Source organism: Methanohalophilus halophilus, from assembly GCF_001889405.1.
Lineage (GTDB): Archaea > Halobacteriota > Methanosarcinia > Methanosarcinales > Methanosarcinaceae > Methanohalophilus > Methanohalophilus halophilus.
Genome location: NZ_CP017921.1, coordinates 149,684 through 173,882, shown reverse-complemented (window position 1 = coordinate 173,882; position 24,199 = coordinate 149,684). Strand labels below are relative to the sequence as shown.

The following is a 24,199-nucleotide window of genomic DNA, read 5'->3' as shown; positions in this document are numbered from 1 at the left end:
TCTCATTTTTCTTCTTCAGGACTTTCCAGTCTCTGTATAACATCTGCAAAAGCAAAATTGGGTTTTACATCTCTTACTTTTATGCGCACTTTTTCTCCTTTTTCAGTGTCACCGATGAATACTACAAACCCTTCCACAAAAGCAGTACCGTCGCCGCCGGATCCCATTCTTTCGATGGCAACGTCGTATTCCTCCCCTTTTCTGATTGGCGCGGTAAGGAATTTTTTGCCTACGACGTATATTTCGGCACTTTCTGACCTTGAAGCCTCTGGAGAATGGGCCCGGACATAGGTAAATTCGCCTCTTACTCTATCCAGGTATTCCTTGAACATATCTCCCTGGAATACTTTTACAACAAAATTTCCCTGGGGTTTAAGGATACGAGTTGCACATTCAAGTGCTGATTCGGCCAAAGCGATGGAACGTGCATGATCCAGGTTCCAGTTTCCTGAAAGATTGGGTGCAGCGTCACATATAACAGTATCAGCTCCTTCTTCTCCTACTGCTTCCTTGATCTGATTTGCAGTCTCTTCCCGGGTTATATCACCGCGTATGATGGTTATTCTGTCCATTGGCTTGATACGCAATATGTCTACACCGACAACTTTCCTTTTTGTCAACTCTCTTGCGACTTCAAGCCACCCACCGGGAGCGGCTCCGAGATCTACGACATCACTGTCTTCCCTGATTACGTTAAATTTCTTATTAATCTGCTGGAGTTTGTACGCTGCTCTTGAGCGATAACCTTCGGCTTTTGCACGCCAGTAATATCTATCTCTTCTATGCCTTGCCATTGGATTGCTTCCTTCATTATGTAAGTATAAAAGGTTATGCCTCTTTAAGTTCCTCTATCCGCGCACTCAATGAGAATATATTTTCTTCTATCTCGGTGAGTGCATCAGGGACCCATGTATCAAAATCATAGTAAATATTTACAAGGTCCATGTATTTTTGCTCCAGATCCTGTATGTATTCAGGTTCTGCAGGGGTCTGAACTTCATTGATCATGTTCTCCAGATGTGTGGTCCGCATCTTCAATCTTCTTTTAAAACGTGCTGCTACTTTTCCCATGTCCAGTTCTCTTTTTTCTAACCCTAGCATATCAAGTGCATCACTCAATTCCTGTGGATATTCAGGAAACGCGTCTGGTCCCAGAATAAAATATTCTGTCTCCTCTGTGTTTTCCATCCCTATTATTTCTTCACAGGTTACGTTTTCCAGAAAATGTCTGGAACAGGCCTTTTCGCACATCTTGAGTATATCTTCTTCTGTAGGAGGTTCATCATCCCTTGCATAGGTAATTTCCTGGGCAGTGCAGGTAATCTCATGTACGGTGGCTGCTCCCAGTACATCAATTATCCCGGAAAGTTCTTCGATTGAAATCATGATTATTTCTGTATCATTTTATGGCTTAATAATGTCATGCCCGCGAAACTCAATGTGTTTATCCGACTATTTTTAAATAATTAGAGGCTTACACTCTTCCATAACACAGGCGAAAAATCATGCATTCTACACTATGGATCAAAGGAACTAAAAGTAAATCCCTTGAGGGTAAGACCGTTGTGCTGGCAGTTACTGGTAGTATTGCAGCTGTAAGGGTTGTGGAACTGGCACGTGAATTAATACGCAACGGTGCAAATGTCTATGCTGTCATGAGTGAAGCGGCCACGCGTATTCTCCATCCTGATGCATTACATTATGCTACCGGTCATGAAGTGATTACGGATATAACCGGGGGGGTGGAGCATGTGGGGATGTGCGGGATACAGGGTATGGCAGACCTTTTATTGATAGCGCCGGCAACTGCGAATACGATAAGCAAAATCGCAATGGGAATTGATGATACACCTGTAACGACTTTTGCAACCACCGCTATTGGTAGCGGGATGCCCACAATAATTGTACCTGCAATGCATCAATCCATGCATGATCATCCTGCAGTGAATTCCAATCTCGAAAAACTTGAGAGTTATGGTATCAGTTTGGTTGGCCCCCGTGTAGAGGAAGGGATTGCCAAGATATCTCCCAATGATGATATTGTCCTGGCAGTTGAAAGGGAACTTATGGGAAAAAAACTTGCAGGCAAGAAAATAGTGCTGACATCCGGTGCAACTGCTGAAATCATTGATCCTATACGTATACTCACAAACCGGGCTTCCGGCAAAACAGGTCAGGAATTGGCAAAGGAGGCTTTCCGGCGGGGCGGGGATGTTACAATAATCCACAGGAATGAAATGAATGTGGATGGTATAAATGAGGTTTATGCAGAAAGTGCAGCCAGTATGCTGGATAGGTGCATGGAAGAAATAGACAGGGAATGCGATGTATTCATAAGTTCGGCTGCGATTTCGGATTATACACCTGAATCCTCGGGTTCCAAAATCAAATCAGGTGCAAAGCTTGTTCTAGAGATGCATCCTACTGAAAAAATTTTGCCACAGGTGAGGGGCAAGCATCCCGGAATAGTTATTGTGGGATTTAAAGCCGAAACCGGTGTTGGTGAAAAAGAGCTTGTGGGAAGTGCGACCCGTATGCTTGAGGAATACGGGCTTGACATGGTTGTTGCCAATGATGTGGGGGCAGGCGGAATGGGTACATCTGACAATTCCGTATATATCCTGCAGGAGGGGCCTTCACCATCTCATTATAGTGGTTCCAAACGTTATCTTGCATCTATTATAATGGACCGGCTTGAGCAAATCCTGTTGTGAGGGTTTCTATGGATACAAAACAAAAATTTGTAACATGCTTTGCTCCGGGCCATATCACAGGTTTTTTTACAATCCATGAAAACGATTATCCATCTTTAAAGGGCACCACAGGTTGCGGCCTAGTCCTTAACAGGGGTGTCACTGTAAAAGTATGTTCAAGCCCCGATATTACAGAGACAGAAATTTTCCTGAATGGTTCAAAGAAGCAAGCACCAGTAACTTCCCATCTGGTCGCCTCTCTCTCCTGTGAACCTGTAAGGATAGAATCCCATGCTGATATTCCTGTAGGCTGTGGTTTTGGTGCTTCCGGTGCAGGGGCAATGGCAACTTCCTATTGCTTAAATGATCTTTTCTCCTTGGGCCTGACTCAAAATGAACTCGTGGAAGCCGCCCATGTTGCCGAAGTTGTAGGAGGAGGTGGACTGGGTGATGTGGAAGCCCAGGCACACGGTGGCATAGTTATCAGGAAAAGACCTGCTCCGGTAACAAAAGGGGGCCTGCTGGATCGCATCGTTTCTCCCTCTTTTAGTGTACACTGCGTGGCTCTGGGTAAGTTGTCTACAAAAAAGACCCTTTCCGATTCCTCTGTGACTGGAAAGATCAATATTGCAGGCAAAACCGCAATGAAAAACTTGCTACTGAATCCGACCATTGAAGAGTTTATGCTTCAGTCCCGCAGCTTTAGTTTTGAACTGGGCCTTTTGAGCAAGGGGACAAAAGACATTATAGAGGCTGTGGAAAATGTCGGTGGATTTGCTTCACAGGCTATGCTTGGGGATGCGGTTTTTGCGATTGCTGGCCCGGAGTGTACTGATACTGTCCTCAGGGAAGTGATGAGTGAATTCGGAACGGTATTTAGCAGCACGGTTGCAGGTACTGATTGACATCTCTGCAAAACCTATCTTCTCTTTCATATTGACATAAGAATTATTGCAAAAAGGGCGCATCCCACCCCTAACCACTGTCTGGGGGCAAGTTTTTCTTTTAGTATAAAATATGCAAGCAGTACCGTGACTCCCGGGCTTAATGAGGATAGAATTGTGGTAATATCCAGTCTGCCTGCTTCTGAAGCCAGTGTAAAGAACGTACCTCCTCCGGTATTGAAAAGTCCTGCAAGAACAATTACGGGCAGTACGTCAATGGAAGAGGGCTTCACTTTCACTGATCCTGTTAGTGTGACAAAACCCACAAACATCAATAGGGCTGTTCCTCTGGCAAAGGCCAGTGGCCAGAATATGGCAGTTTCACTGAAATTATCTATGGATATAAAAAAGAGTCCAAAGCCCATTCCCGCTAGAAAAGGATACTTCAGGTCATTTATTTTGATTTTTGGCCCATTATCCATACTGACAATAAGCCACACTGCTATAAAAGCAAAAATGAATCCTGCAATTCGCAGGATTTCCGGAAATCCTTCATAAAACGCAGAGTAAATTACCGGGACAATTGCCGATATAACTGCAGCCACCGGGGCAACTATACCCATTTTTCCTTCAACCAATCCCTGATAAAGGGCTAACAATCCGGATGTTCCAAAAAAACCTGCAAGACATCCCCATAACAATTTACTTAATGGGGGCAGGTTTTCTGAGAAAACAAATGCGAGTATTGGAAAAAGTATAACTCCTACAATCTGGGTTACCAAAACTACTGAATATACGTTAGTGCGTCTTGAAGCACAGCCGCCGGTAAAATCACCCGCTCCCCAGGAAACGGCAGATGCAAGGCCAAAAAAGATTGCCATAAGCTCAACAGGGATCATTTTGGATTCTCCGGTTCATTTTGTGATTCTCATTGGCTGATTGGTGTATTTGATGTTAAATCTGTGCTTTAGTCGATAGATTGAAGTAGTCTTCAGGTGAGATTATTTCATAAAATTAGCTGCAGATAACCACGTCTGAACCTCATATCTGGATTTCCTTGCAGGATTGCAATTTGATATTTTTATCCGGAGGCATTTAATGACAGGCATCACACTTAAACAAAGATTTTTGGATTCCCTTGCAGGAAAAGATGTTGACAAGGTACCGGTCTGTTCGGTAACCCAGACAGGAACAATTGAACTGATGGAAGCCACGGGCAGCTATTGGCCAGAGACACATTATGATGCTGAAAAAATGGCTACACTGGCTATAGGCGGGTATGAGGTCGCTGGCATGGAAGCCGTACGTTATCCTTTTGACGGTACGGCTATAGCCCAGACTCTGGGGTGCACGATAAAGGAAGGAACTTTTGATTCACAGCCATCTGTTCTTGACAATCCATGTAGCAATAAGGAGGATGTCGGGAAGTTCAATCTCCCGGATAATTTCCTGGAAAGTGAACGTATATCCACTATACTGGATGCCACGGAAATTGTCCGGGAAAGGGTTGGGGAAGATATTCCTGTTGTTGCAGGGATGCTTGGTCCTGCTGCAATTGCAATTTCTCTTGTGGGTGCAAAGAATTACCTTATGTGGTCCCTTACTGAGCCGGAAACTATGCGTGAACTGCTCGGTATGGGTGTAGAAGTATGTGTTGAATATTCCAATGCCCTTTTCGAAAGGGGTGTGGATGCAATCTGTATACCTGATTCCGAAGCAGGGCCGGACCTGTTACCTCCTGAATATTTTGAATCTCTGGTTCTTCCGGAATATGACAAAATCTGTTCCGGCACTGATGGACCAATGATTTTGCACATATGCGGGGATGCCACCGCAATCCTCGAACCTATGGCACGTTCTGGATTTGAGGGGTTGAGCATTGAAGAAAAAGTGGATGCCAAATATGCCAAAAGGATAATTGGGGACAGGGCTTGTTTGATAGGCAACGTTTCGCCTGTAGATATCCTCCTTTCGAGTCCTGCAGAAGAAGTTAAAAGACAGGCTAAGATGTGTATTGAAGACGGTGTGGATATTCTTGCCCCTGGTTGTGGACTTGCTCCATATACTTCGCTTGAAAACCTGAAGGCTTTTGTGGAAGCAAGGGACGAGTACTATAAGGGTTTAAATCCTGAGTTATAAGAAGGTACAAATACCTGTTTTTCTTTTGAAACAACGATTTATTGAGCTATTTATGTATGTTCTGATTATTGAGGTGTAAAAATTTGACCGGGATTCCAAAAACACATCCTCGTTATCATTCCCTGATTGCAAGGGAAAATATTGTTGAAGGTGTGAATAAAGGTATTACTAGTATGCAGGGTCTTGTGGCTCAGGGCAGAGGTGAATGTTTTGACTATCTGCTTGGTGAAAGGACTGTCCCTTCGGCCTTACTTGCAGAAAAGATAACTTCTGCATTGCTTCTTCTGGCAGATAGGCCGGTCATTTCGGTAAACGGCAATACATCTGCCCTTGTCCCTGAAAAAATGGTTGAACTTGCATCTGTCACAGGAGCATCTCTTGAAGTCAATCTTTTTCACCGTACTGAGGAGAGAGTATCTCGTATCATCTCTCATCTGGAATCCTTTGGTGCGACCCGTGTGCTTGGGGCACGAGGGGATGGCAGGCTTGATCTTGAACATGCCCGGGCTATTGTGGACCAGGAAGGAATCTACAGTGCAGATGTGGTTCTTGTTCCCCTGGAGGACGGGGATAGATGCCAGAAATTGGTGGAGATGGGTAAAACTGTTATTGCAATCGATTTGAATCCCTTCTCGCGCACATCAAAGACAGCCACTCTTACGATTGTGGACAATGTGAGCCGTGCGATGGCAAATATGATCAGTTATTCACAGCAGTTTGAGAAATATAGTCAGGAAGAGCTTGAGGAAATTGCAGATCATTTTGATAACTCTACCTTTCTCAGCGAAGCTGTTGGAGAACTTATGGAGAATCTTAAGAATCAGTGAAGGTGATCATTCTGGACATTATTGAAATAACAAGAAATTACGTGTCAGGTGTACTCTCCGATGAACCCAGTAGTCACGATATGGGTCACGTGGAGAGGGTCGAATCCATTTGCATGTATATAGGGGAAAAGGAAGGGGGAAATCCTGATGTATTGAGGCTTGCTGCCCTGTTGCATGATGTGGGTGTTGCTCGCGAACATGAGGAAGGCGGTGATCATGCACTGTATGGTGCTGATATCGCAGATTCTTTTCTGGCTGATAAAGGAGTTGATGAAAAAACCATTGAACATGTTGTATCCTGCATACGTACTCACAGATTCAGCCGGGGTATGGTTCCCGAATCAATCGAAGGGCAAATTTTACAGGATGCGGATAGGATTGATGCCCTTGGTGCGGTAGGTATTTTCAGGTCACTGGTTTCAATGGGGGCTTTGCGAGGCTTAAAACATGCCAATGGTATTGTGAAGGAAAGTTCCATGAATGCCTATGCACAAAACCCTTTTGAAGGTTTTGAAGAATATATGGAAAGGAAGCCTTTTAAGATCATGGATCGTCTGAACACACGTACTTCCAGGGATATTGCAACAGATAGGCTGAGAATAATGGAAACTTTCCTTGAACAGCTCAAAAAGGAAGTTTATTGATATTGGAGGGGTTTTATGGCTGATATTTTGATCAAGAACGGTTACATCCTTACTATGGATCCTGACACAGGGGATCTCAAAAAAGGGGAGGTTGCCATTGAAAATGGCAGAATCATCTATGTGGGTCTTTCTTATAATGGCAAGGCAGACAAAATAATAGATGCAAGCGGTTCGGTTGTCATGCCCGGACTGGTAAATACCCATAATCATGCAGGTATGACACTTTTAAGGGGTTATGCCGATGATCTGCCCCTTGCAGAATGGCTTGAGGATTATATCTGGCCCGTGGAAGCAAAATTGGGTCCGGAAGAAATCTATGCAGGGGTTAGGCTGGCATGTCTGGAGATGATAAAATCAGGAACAACCACCTTTGCTGACATGTATATTCATGAGCAGGCAGCTGCCCGTGCAGTTGAGGATTGTGGTATGCGTGCAGCCCTTTCCTATGGTATGATTGATTTTGGAGATCCAGAAAGGGCAGAATCTTCCCTTTTAAAAGGCAGGAATTTTGTAAAGGATTTCAATGGTGCAGCCAATGGGCGCATATCTGTCATGTATGGCCCTCATGCCCCTCATACTTGCTCTCAGCAATTCCTGCAGGATGTGCGTGAGCAGGCTCGCAAGGATGATGTAAAAGTTCACATCCATGTTCTTGAAACCGAAGCTGAACTTAACCAGATGAAAGAGAAATATGGCAAGTGTTCGGTTAACATGCTTCATGACATTGGTTTTTTTGACAGTGATGTACTTGCTGCTCATTGTATCTGGCTTTCAGAGGGTGATATGGATATTTTGGCTGAAACCGGGGTTCATGTGAGCCATGATCCTGTGAGTAATATGAAAACGGCAGCAGGTATAGCACCGGTGCCACAACTGCTTGAAAAGGGTGTGAATGTGTCTCTGAGTACCGATGGATGTGCTTCAAACAATAATCTTGATATGTTCGGGGTAATGAAAACGGCTGCTTTGCTCCATAAGGTAAACAGTATGGACTTAACTGTCATTGATGCCCGGAAAGTACTTGAGATGGCCACTGTAAACGGGGCAAAGGCACTTGGAATAGAGGCCGGTATGATCAAGGAGGGCTACTATGGCGACTTAATTGTTGTGGATATGAAACGTCCGCATCTCACGCCATTGTATGATGTTGATTCTCATCTTGTCTATTCGGCTCGTGGTAGTGATGTCACAACAGTGTTGGTGGACGGAAAAGTGCTCATGGAAAATGGTCAGGTTCTATGTATGGATGAATATGAAATTATGGTTGAAGCTTCTAAAGCTGCAAAAAAAACTGACAGTCAACACCTGATTGATGTTCTGGGTTTGAATGATCCTTCAGCTGATCAATAATTTCATCTACAATATTGGTTTTAATATTGACTGCCTGAAACCACAACCATGTAACTCTCTTTCAGTATCCACTCGCAATATCTGTCCATAAATACACAAAAATAGATTCTATTTATTATTTTTGAAGTGAAATATATATTTGCTTTCTTATATACTGCAAAAATAATTTAAAAACCTTCAATTTGAAAACACATATATAGTATGGCGTAGTAGGTGATGTCAATCAGTAACGATTACAATTATGGTGGAATTATTATGTTCGTGGGAAACAATGATTTTCATTGATTCCAGAACTTCCCACTATATTATGCTATAGGGATGTTAGAGTTTGGAATTATCCATTCTTGACATTTGATTGCGAATTCAAATCGAAATGTATGTCCGTTCATCCGGGCCTTTAACGTATCCGTTCAATCGGACCTTTAACGTATCCGTTCAATCGGACCTTTAACGTATCCGTTCAATCGGACCTTTAACGTATCCGTTCAATCGGACCTTTAACGTATCCGTTCAATCGGACCTTTAAGATAAAACAGGAGTGTGAAGATGAGCAAACTCAAATATGACCACGTATTTACTTCAGAAGCGGTCGGTGCAGGACATCCAGATAAGATATGTGATCAGGTATCTGATGCAGTTCTGGATGCATGCCTGGAAGCTGATCCTAACAGTCGTGTGGCATGTGAAACACTTGTAGCCCATGACCTTGTGGTAAATGCAGGTGAAATTACCTGTAAAGGTATGGAACAGATTGATACAGAGAATATAGCACGTGAAGTAGTCCGTGATATAGGATATGATCATAAGGACCTACTTTTCTGGGATAAATCCTTTGAATATATCTCGAAAATCCATGAACAATCCCCTGACATATCTATGGGAGTTACCGAAGGCACAGGATTATATGAAGAACAGGGTGCAGGGGATCAGGGTATGATGTTTGGTTATGCTACCAATGAAACAGATGAATACATGCCTGCTCCAATTGCATTTAGCCACAGGTTACTCCGGTACCTGGACTCTATCCGTCAGGAAGGTAAGGTATCCTACTTAAGACCGGATGCCAAATCACAGGTTTCAGTGAAATATGTAAATGGAAAACCTGACCACATAACAGCTGTAGTGGTATCCCAGCAGACTGATGATATCCCCCTTGAAACAGTTCGTAATGACATGGTAGGATTTATCAATGAAGTCCTTGAACCAACCGGTATGTTGAGGTCAGATACCGAGTATTTCATAAACCCAACAGGAGGATTCGTTCTAGGAGGTCCCTATGCAGATGCAGGACTGACCGGACGTAAGATCATCGTGGATACCTATGGAGGAGTAGGCAGCCATGGTGGAGGAGCTTTTTCGGGTAAAGATCCTTCCAAGGTTGATCGCTCAGCAGCATACTATGCAAGATATGTCGCCAAAAACATAGTTGCAGCAGGTCTTGCCGATAAATGTGAAATCCAGGTGGCCTATGCCATTGGTGTCGCAAAGCCTCTCAGTATCAATGTTGATACCTATGGTACAGGTGTAATAGAAGATCAGGAAATCCAGGATGTATTGGAATCCGGTGAAATATTTGATTTCAGACCAGCAGCCCTGATAGAAGATCTGAATTTATTGCATCCTAAAGGTTGGTCATACAGGCAGGCATCTTCTTATGGTCATTTTGGAAGGAATATTTTCCCCTGGGAACAACTTGACAAGGTGGATAGCCTCAAAGGAAAATTCAATCTCAACGTAGTGAAATGATTTTTGTCTAAATCACAATAGTCACTATTTAGATTGGTACTAGGTATTTAGAAGTATATTTGGAATCTTAGCGTTGCTAAGAAGATGATTAATTATTGGTGAAAACATGGTTACAAATAAGGATTATAAAGTTAAGGATATTGGACTTGCTGACTCCGGTCGCAAGCAGTTAAATATAGCTGAACAGGAAATGCCGGGTCTTATGGCCACACGTGAAAAGTACGGGCCTATGAAACCACTTAAAGGAGCACGTATAAGTGGCAGTCTTCATATGACTGTTCAAACTGCAGTTCTTATTGAAACACTGGTTGAACTCGGTGCAGATGTGCGCTGGGCATCATGTAATATTTTCTCGACCCAGGATGAAGCAGCAGCCGCAATAGCAGATACAGGTGTCCCGGTTTTTGCATGGAAGGGTGAAACACTTGATGATTACTGGTGGTGCACCAAACAGGCATTGACCTGGCCAGATGGTAAAGGACCAAATCTCATTGTGGATGATGGTGGAGATGCCACCCTGATGATGCATCGCGGGTATGCAGCAGAAGATGACCCTTCCATCCTTGATGAACCTACAGAGAACAAGGAACTTATAGCCCAGAACGAAGTGCTTAAAAAATCCCTGAAGGAAGACCCTCAATTCTGGCATAAAGCAGTTGCTGATTGGAAGGGTGTGTCCGAGGAGACAACCACCGGTGTGCACAGATTGTATCACTGGGAGAGGAAGGGAGAACTTCTTACACCTGCTATAAATGTCAATGACTCTGTAACCAAGAGTAAATTTGATAATGTCTACGGATGCAGGGAATCCCTTGTAGATGCCATAAAGCGTGGTACTGATGTGATGATTGCAGGTAAGGTTGCAGTGGTTTGTGGCTATGGTGATGTCGGTAAAGGCTCAGCAGCAGCACTGGCTAATCACAAGGCAAGAGTGATTATTACAGAAACCGATCCAATCTGCGCACTGCAGGCATTGATGGAAGGCTATGATGTTATGACTGTTGAGGATGCACTGCCCTATGGGGATATTTATGTGACCACAACAGGAAACTGTGATGTACTTACGACCGAACACATGTCTAACATGAAAGACCAGGCAATTGTCTGTAACATAGGTCATTTTGATAATGAGATTCAGGTTGATGCACTTAACAAGATGGATAATGTGAAAAAGGTCAACATCAAGCCACAGGTAGATGAATACCAGTTCCCTGATGGGCATTCTATATATGTGCTGGCAGAAGGCAGACTTGTCAATCTGGGTCTTGCAACCGGTCACCCAAGTTTTGTCATGTCAAACAGTTTCACAAACCAGACACTCGCACAGATCGATCTCTGGGAGAGTCCAAAGGAAGTTGGTGTTTATCGATTGTCAAAAGTGCTGGATGAAGAGGTCGCAAGATTGCACCTCGAAAAACTGGGTGCTAAATTGACCAAGATGTCACAGGAACAGGCTGAATACATCGGTTTCCCTGTTGAAGGGCCGTACAAACCAGAACACTACCGTTACTAAACAATTAAGTTATGGATGTTCTGAGGAGGGCTCCCGGGGTGGGAGTCCTTATTTAATTTCACTTAATCCATTCTGGATTCATGGTAGCATGAGCCAGACGAATAGCAACAATCGACTGTATTTGTAAATATACTACATTAAATAACAATAGGAGGATCTACATGAACCAATATGAAAAACAGGATTTTGGAGATAATCCAATAGAAGTAAGGGAATCTGACCATTATGAGGAAGAGTATGTTCCTGGATTTGTTGATAAATGGGACGAACTCATCGATTGGGAAAGCCGTGCCAAGAGCGAAGGGGATACTATTATAAACATCCTGAAAGAAAGGGGCGTTAAGAAAGTACTCGATGTGGCAACAGGTACCGGTTTTAATTCTGTTCGTTTACTTCAGGCAGGTTTTGATGTCGTAAGTGCAGATGGCAGTGCCGAAATGCTTGTCAAAGCCTTTGATAATGCCCGTGATCATGGATATTTGATGAGGACCGTTCAGGCTGATTGGAGATGGATGAATAAAGATATCCATGACAAATTCGATGCTATTGTATGTCTGGGTAATTCATTTACACACCTTTTCGATGAAGGCGACCGCAGAAAAGCTCTGGCTGAGTTCTATGCGTTGCTGAAACATGATGGTGTATTGCTTCTTGACCAGCGTAACTATGATGCCATACTGGATGATGGTTATTCCAGCAAGCATGCCCATTATTACTGTGGCGATACTGTATCAGTCTTTCCGGAACATGTTGATGAGGGGCTTGCCCGCTTCAAATATGAATTCTCGGATGGTTCAGTCTACAATCTCAATATGTTCCCCTTGAGAAAAGATTACACCAGGCAACTTCTGCATGAAGTTGGTTTCCAGGAAATAAATACCCTGGGGGACTTTAAAGAGACCTACAAAGAGGATGAGCCTGATTTCTTCCTCCATGTTGCAGAAAAAAATTAAAAAATATGGGAAGATGAAATCAACATGTCTGAAAACCAAAAAACCGCAGTAGATAAAGCACAGGAATATTACAATAGCGATGACGCCGACAATTTTTACTTTACCATCTGGGGCGGCGAGGATATCCATGTCGGTCTCTATAATTCAGAAGATGAACCAATATTTGACGCCAGTCGACGTACGATTGAAAGGATGGCGTCAAAAATAAGCAATCTGGATAAGGAGAGTAAAATTCTGGATATCGGAGCCGGTTATGGTGGCGCTGCCAGGTATCTAGCCAAAAAATATGGGTGTCAGGTAGTTGCTCTTAATTTGAGTGAAGTAGAAAATGAACGCGACCGAAAAATGAATGAGGATCAGGGTCTCGACCATCTTATAACAGTTGTGGATGGTAGCTTTGAAGAAATTCCATATCCTGATTTCTCTTTTGATGTGGTGTGGTCCCAGGATGCAATCCTTCATAGTGGTAATCGTGAACAGGTTATCAAAGAAGCTGCTCGTGTGCTGAAAAGTGGCGGAGATTTTGTATTTACTGATCCGATGCAGACTGATGATTGTCCGGAAGGGGTATTGCAACCAATACTGGACCGTATCCATTTGGAATCCCTCGGCTCACCCGGGTTTTATCGGGAATCTGCCAAAAAGTATGGTATGAAGGAAATTGAATTTGAAGAACATGCTTCCCAGCTGCCGACCCATTATGGAAGGGTGTTGAAAGAAACTGAGAAGCAGGAAGATGAGCTCTCCAAGGTAGTCAGTCAGAACTACATCAATAATATGAAACAGGGTCTCAAACACTGGGTGAACGGTGGTAATAACGAACATCTCACCTGGGGTATATTCCATTTACGTAAAGAATAATTGGGATACTACCCTTTTTATTTATTTTTCGGATAGATGATCTATATTTCAAACTATAATCATAACTTAGGAGTATATATTATGGACAAAGCTTTAATTTGTGGCTCATTTGCCTTTGACAATATCATGGTATTTAATGACAAGTTTAAGAATCATATTCTTCCAGATAAGGTGCATATATTGAATGTATCTTTCCTTGTCCCTCAATTGCGTCGTGAGTTTGGTGGCTGTGCGGGAAATATAGCCTATAATCTCAAGTTACTTGGTGGAGATCCCCTCCCGATGGGGACGGTTGGTACAGATTTTGAGCATTATGCAAAATGGATGGATGAGAAAGGTATCAATCGGGAACATGTGAATGTGGTAGATGACACATTTACAGCACAGGCTTTTATTACAACAGATATGGATGACAATCAGATAACTGCCTTCCATCCCGGTGCAATGGATTATTCCCATAATTATTCAGTACTTGATGTAGGTGATCATGCAGTGGGTATTGTTGCACCTGATGGTAAAGAAGGTATGATTCAGCACGCCCGGGAATTTGCTAGTGCGGGTATACCTTTCATATTTGATCCCGGCCAGGGTCTGCCTATGTTTGATGGTGATGAATTAATGAAATTCATAGATCAAGCTACATGGTTGACAGTTAACGACTATGAGTGGCAATTGATTCAAGAGCGCACTGGCAAGAGTCAGGAGGAGATCTCTGCAAAGCTCAAAGCTCTTATAGTTACAAAAGGTCCGGAAGGTTCATTGATCTATAAAGACGGTGAGGTAATCCAGATTCCTGCTGCCAAACCAGCTGCTTTGCAGGATCCTACGGGTTGTGGGGACGCATATCGTGCTGGCTTGCTCTATGGTCTAACAAATGACCTGGATTGGGAAACTACGGGGCGTATTGCATCTTTGATGGGTGCTATAAAAATTGAACACCAGGGTACACAGAACCATCACTTTAAGCTAGCGGATTTCAAGAGGCGGTTCAAGGAATCCTTTGGTACGGTCTTTTAAATTAGGTGGTAATATCTGATTTTAAACAAAGAAGAAGTTCTGGTAACTCACCGCAACCTCTTCTTATTTTATTTATTTGGGAGTCATGTTTAATATTTATTCCAATGTCTTTCCAATAGAACTAAGGTCAGATGTGGGTGTTGCATATATTTTTGGTTGGAATATTATAGGTGCAGATTGGATTTTCATAATTTCCTGTGGCTGTATCAACAAAGTTTAAGTATTTTAAGACAAACCTTGTCTATTCATCAATCTGTGTTTTTTCAACTATTACAGGTGCTTTCCTCTTGTGGGATTATGGGGAATTAGAAGTTGTAAATAGTTTTTCTATAGGGCCATTATCAAATGAGGTATTGTATGATCGATGAGGAACTTATTGAATCTGGTGAACAAAAGATTGAGTGGGCCAGGAATCATATGCCTGTTCTTTCTATAATCAGGAAGGAATTCGAAGATGAAAAACCTCTGAAAGGTCACAGGATAGCAATGGCACTTCATGTAGAGGCAAAGACTGCCGTATTGGTAGAAACTCTTGCCGCAGGAGGTGCCGAGATTGCTATTACTGGCTGCAATCCCCTGAGTACTCAGGATGATGTGGCTGTGGCTCTGGACAAGAAAAATAATATCGATTGTTTTGCAAAATATGATTGTTCCAGCAAGGAATATTACGGCTCTATTGACAGAGTACTTGATATTGGTCCGGATATAACCATCGATGACGGTGCGGACCTGATTTTTAAGATTCATACGGAAAGGACCGAACTTCTGGACTCAATCCTGGGAGGGTGTGAGGAAACTACTACGGGGGTCCATCGTCTCAAGGCAATGGAAGCTGAAGGGGCCCTGAAGATGCCGGTAATTGCCGTAAACGATGCTATGACCAAATTCCTTTTCGATAATCGTTATGGTACGGGGCAGTCTTCCTGGGATGGGATCATGAGGACTACCAACCTGTTAGTGGCGGGTAAGACCGTTGTCATTGGCGGCTATGGCTGGTGTGGTCGTGGTGCTGCCATGCGGGCCTCAGGTCTGGGTGCAAATCTCATTGTGACAGAAGTGGATCCAATACGTGCTCTTGAAGCAAAAATGGATGGTTTCAGGGTCATGCCTATGCAAAAGGCCGCTCTTTATGGTGACATCTTTGTGATGACTACCGGAAACACTGATGTACTTAACAGGGACCATTTTGAGTTGATGAAAGATGGTGCAATACTTGCCAATTCCGGACACTTCAATGTGGAAATAAATCTGGAAGATCTTGTTGCATTGTCTTCTTCAGTAAGGGATGTCAGGAAAAATATCAAAGAATATACGGTAGGCGGTAATCACATTAATGTTCTTGCCGATGGCAGATTGGTAAACCTTGCTGCAGGTGATGGTCATCCGGCTGAAGTGATGGATATGAGTTTTGCTAACCAGGCCCAATGTGTGCGTTATATTGCCGAGAATGAACTCAATGTAGGGGTGCATGCGGTACCTCAAGATCTGGATGTGCGTGTGGCAAGGCTCAAACTGGAAACCCTTGGTGTCGAAATAGATTCGTATTCTCCCAAACAGGCAGAATATATGGGTGGCTGGAAATGTGGCACATAAACAGATAACTTTGTAAAGTCGGAAAATGATGCTATATATATCTTGTTTGTAGTAGTGTTCTACTGCTTCCTTATTTTCCGGAATTAGGGTTCATTTTTATGCGTTAGAAACATTTGATTTTCGTTAAACGCGCCCTATACAACAAACCTTATATACAATGCCGCTCATGTATTGCCGCTGCCTAAGGGTGGCATGAATGGTGTATGCAGCAAACATTGTGGGCTCGTAGCTTAGTCAGGCAGAGCGTCTGGCTTTTAACCAGACGGTCTAGGGTTCAAATCCCTACGAGCCCGCCACAAATTTATGGGAAATATTTACCTGCAGATTTTATAGGAGGATATTATTTGAGTAAGTTCAGCCTGCTTGATCATGAATTCATTCCCCGCCATGAAATTATTGATGAGGATGAAATAAAATCTGTTCTTAAAGAGTATAATATTGGTAGGGAACAGCTACCTAAAATCAAGATAGAAGATCCTGTTATTAAAGAAATTGGTGCAGAAGTGGGAGACGTAGTAAAAATTACCCGCAAAAGCCAGACTGCAGGAGAGGCCCCCTATTACCGGTATGTAATTGAATGACATGCATGACTCATATTCGCCGGGTTCTGTCCCGTTCATTGATTTTGTTCTTACGCTTACATTCGCATGCGCTACGTTGTTTGCCTGAATATTCTATATTAACTTAAAAGAAGGTGCTAGCATCGCTTTGGATACCAATTTTCTGTCGGAAGCCTATTTTACAAGGGATAAAATCGTACAACACCATATCGATTCATATAACAAGTTCTTAAACAGCGGTCTTCAGAAAGTTATCGATGAACAACATCTCATCGAGACTGACATTGAGGATATATACGTCAAGTTAGGCCGCATCAGAGTTGAAAAACCGGTTGTCAAGGAGGCAGATGGTGCAATTGAAAACCTCTACCCCAATGAGGCCAGACTCCGAAACCTTTCTTATTCTGCTCCTCTCTTCCTCGAAATGTCCGTGGTCAAAGGTGGAGAAGAATCCGAACCAAGGGAAGCCAAAATTGGACAACTGCCGGTTATGATCAAATCCGAGATATGTAATCTTGTTGGAATCGATGATGAGGAAATGATCGAACACGGCGAGGATCCGCTTGATCCGGGAGGCTACTTTATCGTTAATGGTACCGAAAGGGTAGTTATGACCCTTGAGGATCTTGCACCCAACAAGATATTGGCCGAAATCGGAGAGCGTTACGGGGATCGCATAGAAGTTGCAAAGGTTTTCTCCCAGAGGAGAGGCTACAGGGCACTTGTGGTGGTTGAAAGGGGCAGGAAAGCCCTGCTGGAAGTTTCTTTCCCTTCTATCTCTGGAAGGATAAATTTCATAACTCTTCTCAGGGCTCTTGGTATTGAAACTGATGAAGATGTCGTCAAGACGGTTTCAACAGATCCGGAAATAATGAAGTTCATGTTCGAAAACCTTGAAGAGTCGGAAGTCGATACGGTAGAGGAAGCGGTTGAGAAGATCGGTATGAGGGTGGCCTCCGGTCAGGCAAGCGAGTATCAGATCAAGAGGGCAAATTATGTTATTGACAGGTATCTGCTTCCTCATCTTGGTAATGAACCGGAGGACAGGGTGGCAAAAGCCCATTTCCTGGGTCGCATGGCCGAATCATGTTTTGAACTGGCTCTTGAACGTCGTAGTGCTGATGACAAGGATCACTATTCCAACAAGCGCCTGAAACTAACAGGTGATTTGCTGGAAGATCTTTTCAGGGTGGCTTTCAACCGCCTGACACGTGATGTCAAATACCAGCTTGAAAGAGCAAACATGAGGAACAGGGAATTGAATGTTTCCACATTGGTCAGGGCAGATGTCCTTACAGACCGTCTCCAGCATCCACTTGCAACAGGTAATTGGGTTGGAGGAAGAAGTGGAGTATCTCAGTTGCTTGATCGTACTGATTATATTTCTACACTTTCCCATCTGAGGCGAGTAATATCTCCTCTCTCCAGGGCACAACCTCACTTTGAAGCCCGTGACCTTCACTCTACTCAGTGGGGCAGATTGTGTCCTTCAGAAACACCAGAAGGTCCCAATTGTGGTTTGGTGAAAAATTTTGCCCAGATGGTGGAACTTTCCACAGGGGCGGATGATTTCGATAAAGTGAAAAATGTGCTTTATGGTCTTGGTGTGGCACCGGCGCAGCTTCATGTGCCTGAAAAGATCCTTAAGTATTCCAATGAGATAGGAACTGATGCAGAGGAACATGAAATGCCAGTAGATGATTTAATCAAATCCCCTGGTTATCAGGATATTACTGATGATAGTGGTAAGAAATCTCCCGGTAATGGGGGGGTGATTCTTGGTGACTGATGCCAAAGTATTCCTGAATGGTGAATTAATAGGCACACATCCTGATCCTGTCAATCTTGTGGAAGATATTCGCAAGCAGAGAAGGGCCGGTATGCTTTCCAGACAGGTAAATGTAGCCCTTTATGAAGATATTCATGAAGTAATAATCAATTCCGATATAGGGAGGGCAAGAAGGGCACTTGTAGTAGTGGAAAACGGCTTACCTCTTGTTACTGAAGAGCATATTGATAAACTCAAAAGCGGAGACTTGATGAGTGCAGACCTCATCAGGCAGGGCCGTATTGAATACTTGGATGCCGAAGAAGAAGAAAATTCATATGTGGCACTCTATGAGAGTGACATCACTCCCAAACACACACATCTTGAAATAGATCCCTCTCTGATTCTGGGTATCTGTGCAGGCATGGTGCCGTATCCGGAACATAATGCATCCCCCAGGATTACCATGGGGTCGGCTATGATCAAACAATGTATTGGTGTGTCCACTTCTAATCTTAAACTCAGGCCTGATACTCGTGCACACGTGTTACATTATCCACAGAAAGCACTCACACGCACACAGACATGCGAATCAATTCACTTTGATGAAAGGCCTGCGGGTCAGAACTTCGTTGTAGCTGTAATGTCCTATGAAGGTTACAATATTGAAGACGCACTGGTTTTTAACAAAGGATCCATTGAAAGAGGTCTTGGTAGAAGCCATTTCCTCAGGACTTTTGAGGGCGAAGAACGTCGTTATCCAGGTGGGCAGGAAGATAAATTTGAAATTCCCGATTCGGAATACAGGGGTGCACGTAGTGCGGAAGCTTATGCAAACCTGGATGTTGACGGCCTTGTCAATCCTGAGACCACAGTTGGGCCTAATTCAGTATTGATCGGTAAGACCAGTCCTCCGCGTTTCCTTGAAGAACAAACGGATTTCGGTATCACCGTAGAACAGAGAAGGGAAAGTGCAATCACCATGCGTTCCAATGAAAGGGGTGTGGTTGATACTGTCCTGCTCACTGAATCCATTAATGGTACCAGACTCACCAAGGTAAAGGTCAGGGATCAGAGGATTCCTGAGATTGGTGACAAGTTTGCTTCAAGACACGGCCAGAAAGGAGTTATCGGACTTATAGTTCCATATCACGATATGCCTTTCACAGAATCCGGAATGGTTCCGGATCTGGTAATCAATCCTCATGCAATCCCTTCACGTATGACAGTTGCACATGTTCTGGAAATGATCGGTGGTAAAGTAGGATCTGTTGAAGGAAGACGTATCAATGCAACTGCTTTTTCCGGAGAAAAGGAAGATGACCTTCGTGCAGGTTTACAGAAACATGGATTTTCGCATACCGGTAAAGAAGTCTTTTATGATGGTGTGACCGGTAAAAAGGTTCAGGCCGATATTTTTGTTGGTGTTATCCTTTATCAGAAACTGCACCACATGGTAGCATCCAAGATGCATGCAAGGTCCCGTGGTCCAGTTCAGGTTCTCACCCGCCAGCCAACCGAAGGACGTGCACGTGAAGGTGGTCTGCGATTTGGTGAAATGGAAAGGGATGTACTTATTGGCCATGGTGCAGCGATGACCCTTAAGGAAAGGTTGCTTGATGAATCTGATAAAGTTGAAGAGCTTGTCTGTAGTAATTGTGGCATGATTGCGACCTTTGACCGCAGGCGTAATGTGAGGTACTGTTCAAACTGTGGATCGGAAACGGACATCCACCGTGTAGAAATGAGCTATGCATTCAAGCTTTTGCTGGATGAAATCAAATCCCTTGGAGTAGCTCCGAGGCTCAGACTTGATGATGCTGTGTGATGGTGATATTAATGGATAATACTATACCCTCTATTCCCCAGAGAATTGGTGCAATCAGATTCGGTCTCCTGTCTCCACGGGAAATCCGTAAAATGAGTGTTACTTCTATTATTACTGCAGACACATATGACGACGATGGTTATCCAATTGACATGGGTTTAATGGACCTGAGACTGGGTGTTATAGACCCGGGTCTGAGGTGCAAGACCTGTGGAGGCAGAGCCGGTGAGTGTCCGGGACACTTCGGTCATATTGAACTTGTGGCACCGGTACTTCACGTAGGATTTAATAAGATAATAAGAAAAGTACTACGTTCTACCTGTCGTAACTGCAGTCATCTTCTTCTTGAGGACAAACAGAAGAAGGCCTATCTTGGTCAGTTTGCTAAACTGGATGTAATGAGTCATCTGCCTGATGATCTGATTAATAACGTATTCAAAGAAGCACGAAAGACCAAGATATGCCCTTATTGTGGTGAAGAGCAACTTGAGATAAAATTCGAAAAACCCTCGGATTATATAGAGAATGATTACAAGTTGACACCGACTGAAATCCGTGATCGTCTTGAACATATCCCGGATGATGACCTGAAGGTCATGGGTATGGATCCTGTTTCTGCAAGACCCGAATGGATGGTTCTTACAGTGCTTGCAGTTCCTCCTGTAACAGTTCGTCCTTCTATTACTCTGGAATCAGGTCAGCGCAGTGAAGATGATTTAACTCACAAACTTGTGGATATTATTCGTATAAACCAGCGTTTCCAGGAAAATCGTGATGCAGGTGCACCACAACTTATTATAGAAGATCTCTGGGAACTGTTGCAGTATCACCTTACTACATTCTTTGACAACGAAGTTTCAGGTGTCCCGCCGGCAAGACACAGGTCTGGTCGTCCCCTAAAGACTCTTACACAGCGTCTTAAAGGAAAGGAAGGTCGTTTCAGGGGAAGTCTTTCCGGGAAACGTGTGAATTTCTCTGCACGTACGGTTGTATCTCCGGACCCCAACCTTAGTATCAATGAGGTGGGTGTACCCTATGCAATTGCCAAGCAAATGACAATTCCTGTAAGGATTATCTCCAGAAACCTTGAAATGATGCGTGCATATGTTGCAAGAGGGGGAGAAACTCATCCCGGTGCTAATTATGTATTCCGTGAAGATGGGCGCAGGCTCAAGATCACCGAAGCCAATAAGGAAGAACTTGCTGAAAAGCTTGAACCTGGCTGGACAGTTGAAAGGCAGATGCAGGATGGGGATATTGTTCTCTTTAACAGGCAGCCTTCTCTCCATAAAATGAGTATAATGGCACATAAGGTCAAGGTTTTGCCAAATAAGACCTTCAAACTTAATCCATCTGTCTGTCCTCCTTACAATGCGGACTTTGACGGCGATGAAATGAATATGCACGTTCTGCAAACGGAAGAATCCCGCGCAGAAGCAAGCATTTTGATGCAGGTTCAGGAAAACATCCTGTCTCCTCGTTTTGGCGGTCCTATCATAGGTGGTATTCATGACCATATTTCAGGTATGTTCCTGCTGACGCGTAATGAAAAGACGATCAGTAAGAACGATGCTCTGGAACTTTTACGTAAATCTGAAGTACGTGAGCTTCCGGAGCCTGCAGGTTATAATGATGCAGGGGATCCTTTCTGGACGGGTAAACAGATTTTCAGCCAGATTCTTCCAAACGATCTCAATCTTGAATTTAAAGCCAATGTATGTTTCAAGTGTGATGTATGCAAGGGTAGGGATTGTGAGTATGATTCTTATGTGGTGGTTGAAAATGGTGAATTGGTAGCCGGGACTATCGATGAGAAAGCAATCGGTGCCTTTAAGGGCAAGATCCTTGACTCCATTGTGAAAAGATATGGTGCAACGGAGGCTGCTCAGTTTGTGGACGATGTGACCAGGCTTGCGATTCGTGGTGTGATGCGTACTGGCCTTAGCTTTGGTATCAGTGATGAGGACATTCCTCGTGAAGCAAGACTGAATATCGATGAGGAACTTGAGCGTGCTGAAAAAGAAGTTGCAGAACTGATTCAAGCTTATGAAGCAAAAGAACTTGAACCCCTTCCGGGCCGAACTCTTGCTGAAACCATCGAGCTTAAGATCATGCAGTCTCTGGGTAAGGCAAGGGATCATACCGGTACCATTGCAGGAAACCACCTGGGTCTGGAAAATTCTGCTGTGATTATGGCAAAATCCGGTGCACGTGGGTCTATGCTGAACCTGACACAGATGGCAGCCTGTGTAGGCCAGCAGGCTGTGCGTGGTGAACGTATCAGGAGAGGCTATGAAGGTCGTACACTGCCACACTTTGATAGAGGTGACCTTGGCGCTGATGCTCATGGTTTCGTAAAGTCCAGCTATAAGAGCGGCTTAAACCCTACGGAATACTTCTTCCATGCAGTGGGAGGTAGGGAAGGTCTTGTTGATACTGCGGTGCGTACATCCCAGTCCGGTTATCTGCAGCGTCGTCTTGTAAATGCGTTGCAGGATCTCGAAGTACAATATGATCGATCGGTACGTGAAACACGTGGTGTTATTGTACAATTCAAGTACGGAGAGGATGGTATAGATTCCACCAAGAGCGATTACAACAGTGAGGATACGGTACATAACATAGTAAGTTCTGTTACTGGTAAGGAGGTGAAATAAATGGTACTTCAAGAAGCAACAATTGAAGGTATGGTCAAAGACTTACCTCTTCCCAGTGATGTAAAGTTGACTCTTATTAGTGATTCGGTGAAAGCAAGTGTAAATAAGAAACAGATGGAGGAGATTATTGAAAAACTCCTGGAAACTTATGATAAATCCTGCGTGGAACCCTGTGAAGCTGTAGGTGTTATTTCTGCACAATCGATTGGTGAGCCAGGTACACAGATGACAATGCGTACTTTCCACTATGCTGGTGTGGCTGAGATCAATGTTACACTGGGTTTGCCCAGGTTGATTGAGATTGTTGATGCACGTAAACGTCCCAGTACACCAATGATGACCGTCCATCTTGACAAAGAACATCTCGAAGACAGGGATTTTGCAAACAAGATTGCCTGGATGATTGAAGCTACACATGTTGAGCATCTTGCCGATGTCACTACTGATCTTCCTAACATGCAACTTGTTATTGATTTGAATGAAAAGGCTATGAATAAAAGGGAAGTAGGTATTGAATCGGTAATGGAGAAACTTGAGCATGGTCTTGGTGTTTCCGTTGTTCAGGCCAGTGAAGTTTCCAACCAGCTTCTTATAAAACTGAAAGAACCCTCGTATCGTGAGCTATTACAACTTGCAAAGAAGATCAATACCATTACATTGAAGGGTATTGATGGCATCAAGAGAGTAGTTGTCAGAAAAGAGGATGGTGAATACAGGCTCTATACAGAAGGTTCCGAACTCAAGAAAGTCCTTGAAATTGATGGTATAGATCCCACAAGGACAAGCACCAATAATATCGGGGAAATCTATGAGGTCTTTGGAATCGAAGCTGCCAGAAATGCAATAATCAAAGAGGCTACAGATACCCTGCGTGAACAGGGTCTTGAAGTTGATGTGAGGCATATTATGCTGGTGGCGGATATAATGTCCTGTGATGGTGAAGTAAAACAGATAGGTCGTCATGGAATATCCGGTGAAAAAGCCAGTGTGTTTGCACGTGCGGCTTTCGAAGTAACCGTAAATCATTTGCTTGATGCAGGTTTGCGTGGAGAGGTTGATGAATTGAGTGGTGTTACTGAGAATATTATTGTCGGGCAGCCAATCAAACTCGGAACAGGAGATGTTCATCTCGTTTCCAGAAATCCTCTACAGGGATGAAACTGTAA

Annotated in this window: 20 protein-coding genes and 1 tRNA gene; 18 read left to right on the top strand and 3 right to left on the bottom strand. The window is 43.6% G+C overall.

The window, feature by feature from the left end:
* Nucleotides 1–2: 2 nt before the first annotated feature.
* Entirely contained in the window at nt 3–794 is a 792-nt protein-coding gene (locus BHR79_RS00875; RefSeq protein ID WP_072560381.1) for a 23S rRNA (uridine(2552)-2'-O)-methyltransferase, read from the bottom strand.
* 34 nt (nt 795–828) lie between these two features.
* Nucleotides 829–1,386 carry a DUF7109 family protein gene (locus BHR79_RS00870; RefSeq protein WP_072560379.1) on the bottom strand — a complete coding sequence of 186 codons (558 nt, stop codon included), beginning with the start codon at nt 1,384–1,386 and terminating at the stop codon, nt 829–831.
* 119 nt (nt 1,387–1,505) lie between these two features.
* Between BHR79_RS00870 and coaBC the strand changes: the two genes are divergently transcribed.
* The gene (gene coaBC, locus BHR79_RS00865; RefSeq protein ID WP_072560378.1) at nt 1,506–2,714 is read left to right on the top strand and encodes a bifunctional phosphopantothenoylcysteine decarboxylase/phosphopantothenate--cysteine ligase CoaBC; all 1,209 of its coding nucleotides are present in this window, start codon (nt 1,506–1,508) and stop codon (nt 2,712–2,714) included.
* Between the two features lie 8 nt (nt 2,715–2,722).
* On the top strand, nt 2,723–3,598 hold the full coding sequence (locus BHR79_RS00860) for a pantoate kinase (protein WP_072560376.1): 876 nt from the start codon (nt 2,723–2,725) through the stop codon (nt 3,596–3,598).
* Between the two features lie 26 nt (nt 3,599–3,624).
* Here BHR79_RS00860 and BHR79_RS00855 read toward each other — a convergent pair whose 3' ends face one another.
* Nucleotides 3,625–4,476, bottom strand: coding sequence for a DMT family transporter (locus BHR79_RS00855; RefSeq protein ID WP_072560374.1), 852 nt, complete (start codon nt 4,474–4,476; stop codon nt 3,625–3,627).
* Between the two features lie 199 nt (nt 4,477–4,675).
* On the opposite strand from BHR79_RS00855, the gene mtaA reads away from it, so the two are divergent.
* From mtaA to rpoA2, 16 genes are all read left to right on the top strand, one after another.
* Nucleotides 4,676–5,716, top strand: a complete 1,041-nt coding sequence (mtaA, locus tag BHR79_RS00850) for a methylcobamide:CoM methyltransferase MtaA (protein WP_072560372.1) — start codon at nt 4,676–4,678, stop codon at nt 5,714–5,716.
* A gap of 83 nt (nt 5,717–5,799) precedes the next feature.
* A complete protein-coding gene (locus BHR79_RS00845) occupies nt 5,800–6,543 on the top strand; it encodes a 4-phosphopantoate--beta-alanine ligase (protein ID WP_072560370.1) in 744 nt (247 codons plus the stop codon).
* The gene (locus BHR79_RS00840) at nt 6,540–7,187 is read left to right on the top strand and encodes an HD domain-containing protein (protein ID WP_083432975.1); all 648 of its coding nucleotides are present in this window, start codon (nt 6,540–6,542) and stop codon (nt 7,185–7,187) included. The genes BHR79_RS00845 and BHR79_RS00840 overlap by 4 nt, the downstream gene beginning before the upstream one ends.
* Nucleotides 7,188–7,202: 15 nt before the next feature.
* Nucleotides 7,203–8,537 (top strand): amidohydrolase family protein, encoded by a 1,335-nt coding sequence (locus BHR79_RS00835; protein ID WP_072560369.1) that lies wholly within the window; start codon nt 7,203–7,205, stop codon nt 8,535–8,537.
* Nucleotides 8,538–9,083: 546 nt separating this feature from the next.
* Nucleotides 9,084–10,283 (top strand): methionine adenosyltransferase, encoded by a 1,200-nt coding sequence (metK, locus tag BHR79_RS00830; protein ID WP_072560367.1) that lies wholly within the window; start codon nt 9,084–9,086, stop codon nt 10,281–10,283.
* 106 nt (nt 10,284–10,389) lie between these two features.
* Nucleotides 10,390–11,796, top strand: coding sequence for an adenosylhomocysteinase (gene ahcY / locus BHR79_RS00825; RefSeq protein ID WP_072560365.1), 1,407 nt, complete (start codon nt 10,390–10,392; stop codon nt 11,794–11,796).
* Between the two features lie 161 nt (nt 11,797–11,957).
* Nucleotides 11,958–12,749: a glycine/sarcosine N-methyltransferase gene (locus BHR79_RS00820; RefSeq protein ID WP_072560363.1), complete on the top strand. Its 792-nt coding sequence runs from the start codon at nt 11,958–11,960 to the stop codon at nt 12,747–12,749.
* Between the two features lie 24 nt (nt 12,750–12,773).
* Complete coding sequence (locus tag BHR79_RS00815; protein ID WP_072560361.1) at nt 12,774–13,610, top strand: methyltransferase domain-containing protein; 837 nt, start codon at nt 12,774–12,776, stop codon at nt 13,608–13,610.
* An 81-nt stretch (nt 13,611–13,691) separates the two neighbouring features.
* Entirely contained in the window at nt 13,692–14,627 is a 936-nt protein-coding gene (locus BHR79_RS00810; RefSeq protein ID WP_072560359.1) for a carbohydrate kinase family protein, read from the top strand.
* 357 nt (nt 14,628–14,984) lie between these two features.
* Entirely contained in the window at nt 14,985–16,220 is a 1,236-nt protein-coding gene (locus BHR79_RS00805) for an adenosylhomocysteinase (protein ID WP_072560357.1), read from the top strand.
* Nucleotides 16,221–16,439: 219 nt separating this feature from the next.
* Nucleotides 16,440–16,516, top strand: a tRNA-Lys gene (locus BHR79_RS00800).
* Between the two features lie 48 nt (nt 16,517–16,564).
* Nucleotides 16,565–16,801 carry a DNA-directed RNA polymerase subunit H gene (locus BHR79_RS00795; RefSeq protein ID WP_072359276.1) on the top strand — a complete coding sequence of 79 codons (237 nt, stop codon included), beginning with the start codon at nt 16,565–16,567 and terminating at the stop codon, nt 16,799–16,801.
* A 127-nt stretch (nt 16,802–16,928) separates the two neighbouring features.
* Nucleotides 16,929–18,569: a DNA-directed RNA polymerase subunit B'' gene (locus BHR79_RS00790; protein ID WP_091829054.1), complete on the top strand. Its 1,641-nt coding sequence runs from the start codon at nt 16,929–16,931 to the stop codon at nt 18,567–18,569.
* Nucleotides 18,562–20,376, top strand: coding sequence for a DNA-directed RNA polymerase subunit B (gene rpoB, locus BHR79_RS00785; protein ID WP_072562242.1), 1,815 nt, complete (start codon nt 18,562–18,564; stop codon nt 20,374–20,376). Before BHR79_RS00790 ends, rpoB begins: the two co-directional genes overlap by 8 nt.
* An 11-nt stretch (nt 20,377–20,387) precedes the next feature.
* On the top strand, nt 20,388–23,033 hold the full coding sequence (locus BHR79_RS00780) for a DNA-directed RNA polymerase subunit A' (RefSeq protein ID WP_072562240.1): 2,646 nt from the start codon (nt 20,388–20,390) through the stop codon (nt 23,031–23,033).
* Nucleotides 23,034–24,191: a DNA-directed RNA polymerase subunit A'' gene (gene rpoA2, locus BHR79_RS00775; protein WP_072560355.1), complete on the top strand. Its 1,158-nt coding sequence runs from the start codon at nt 23,034–23,036 to the stop codon at nt 24,189–24,191.
* Nucleotides 24,192–24,199: the final 8 nt, after the last annotated feature.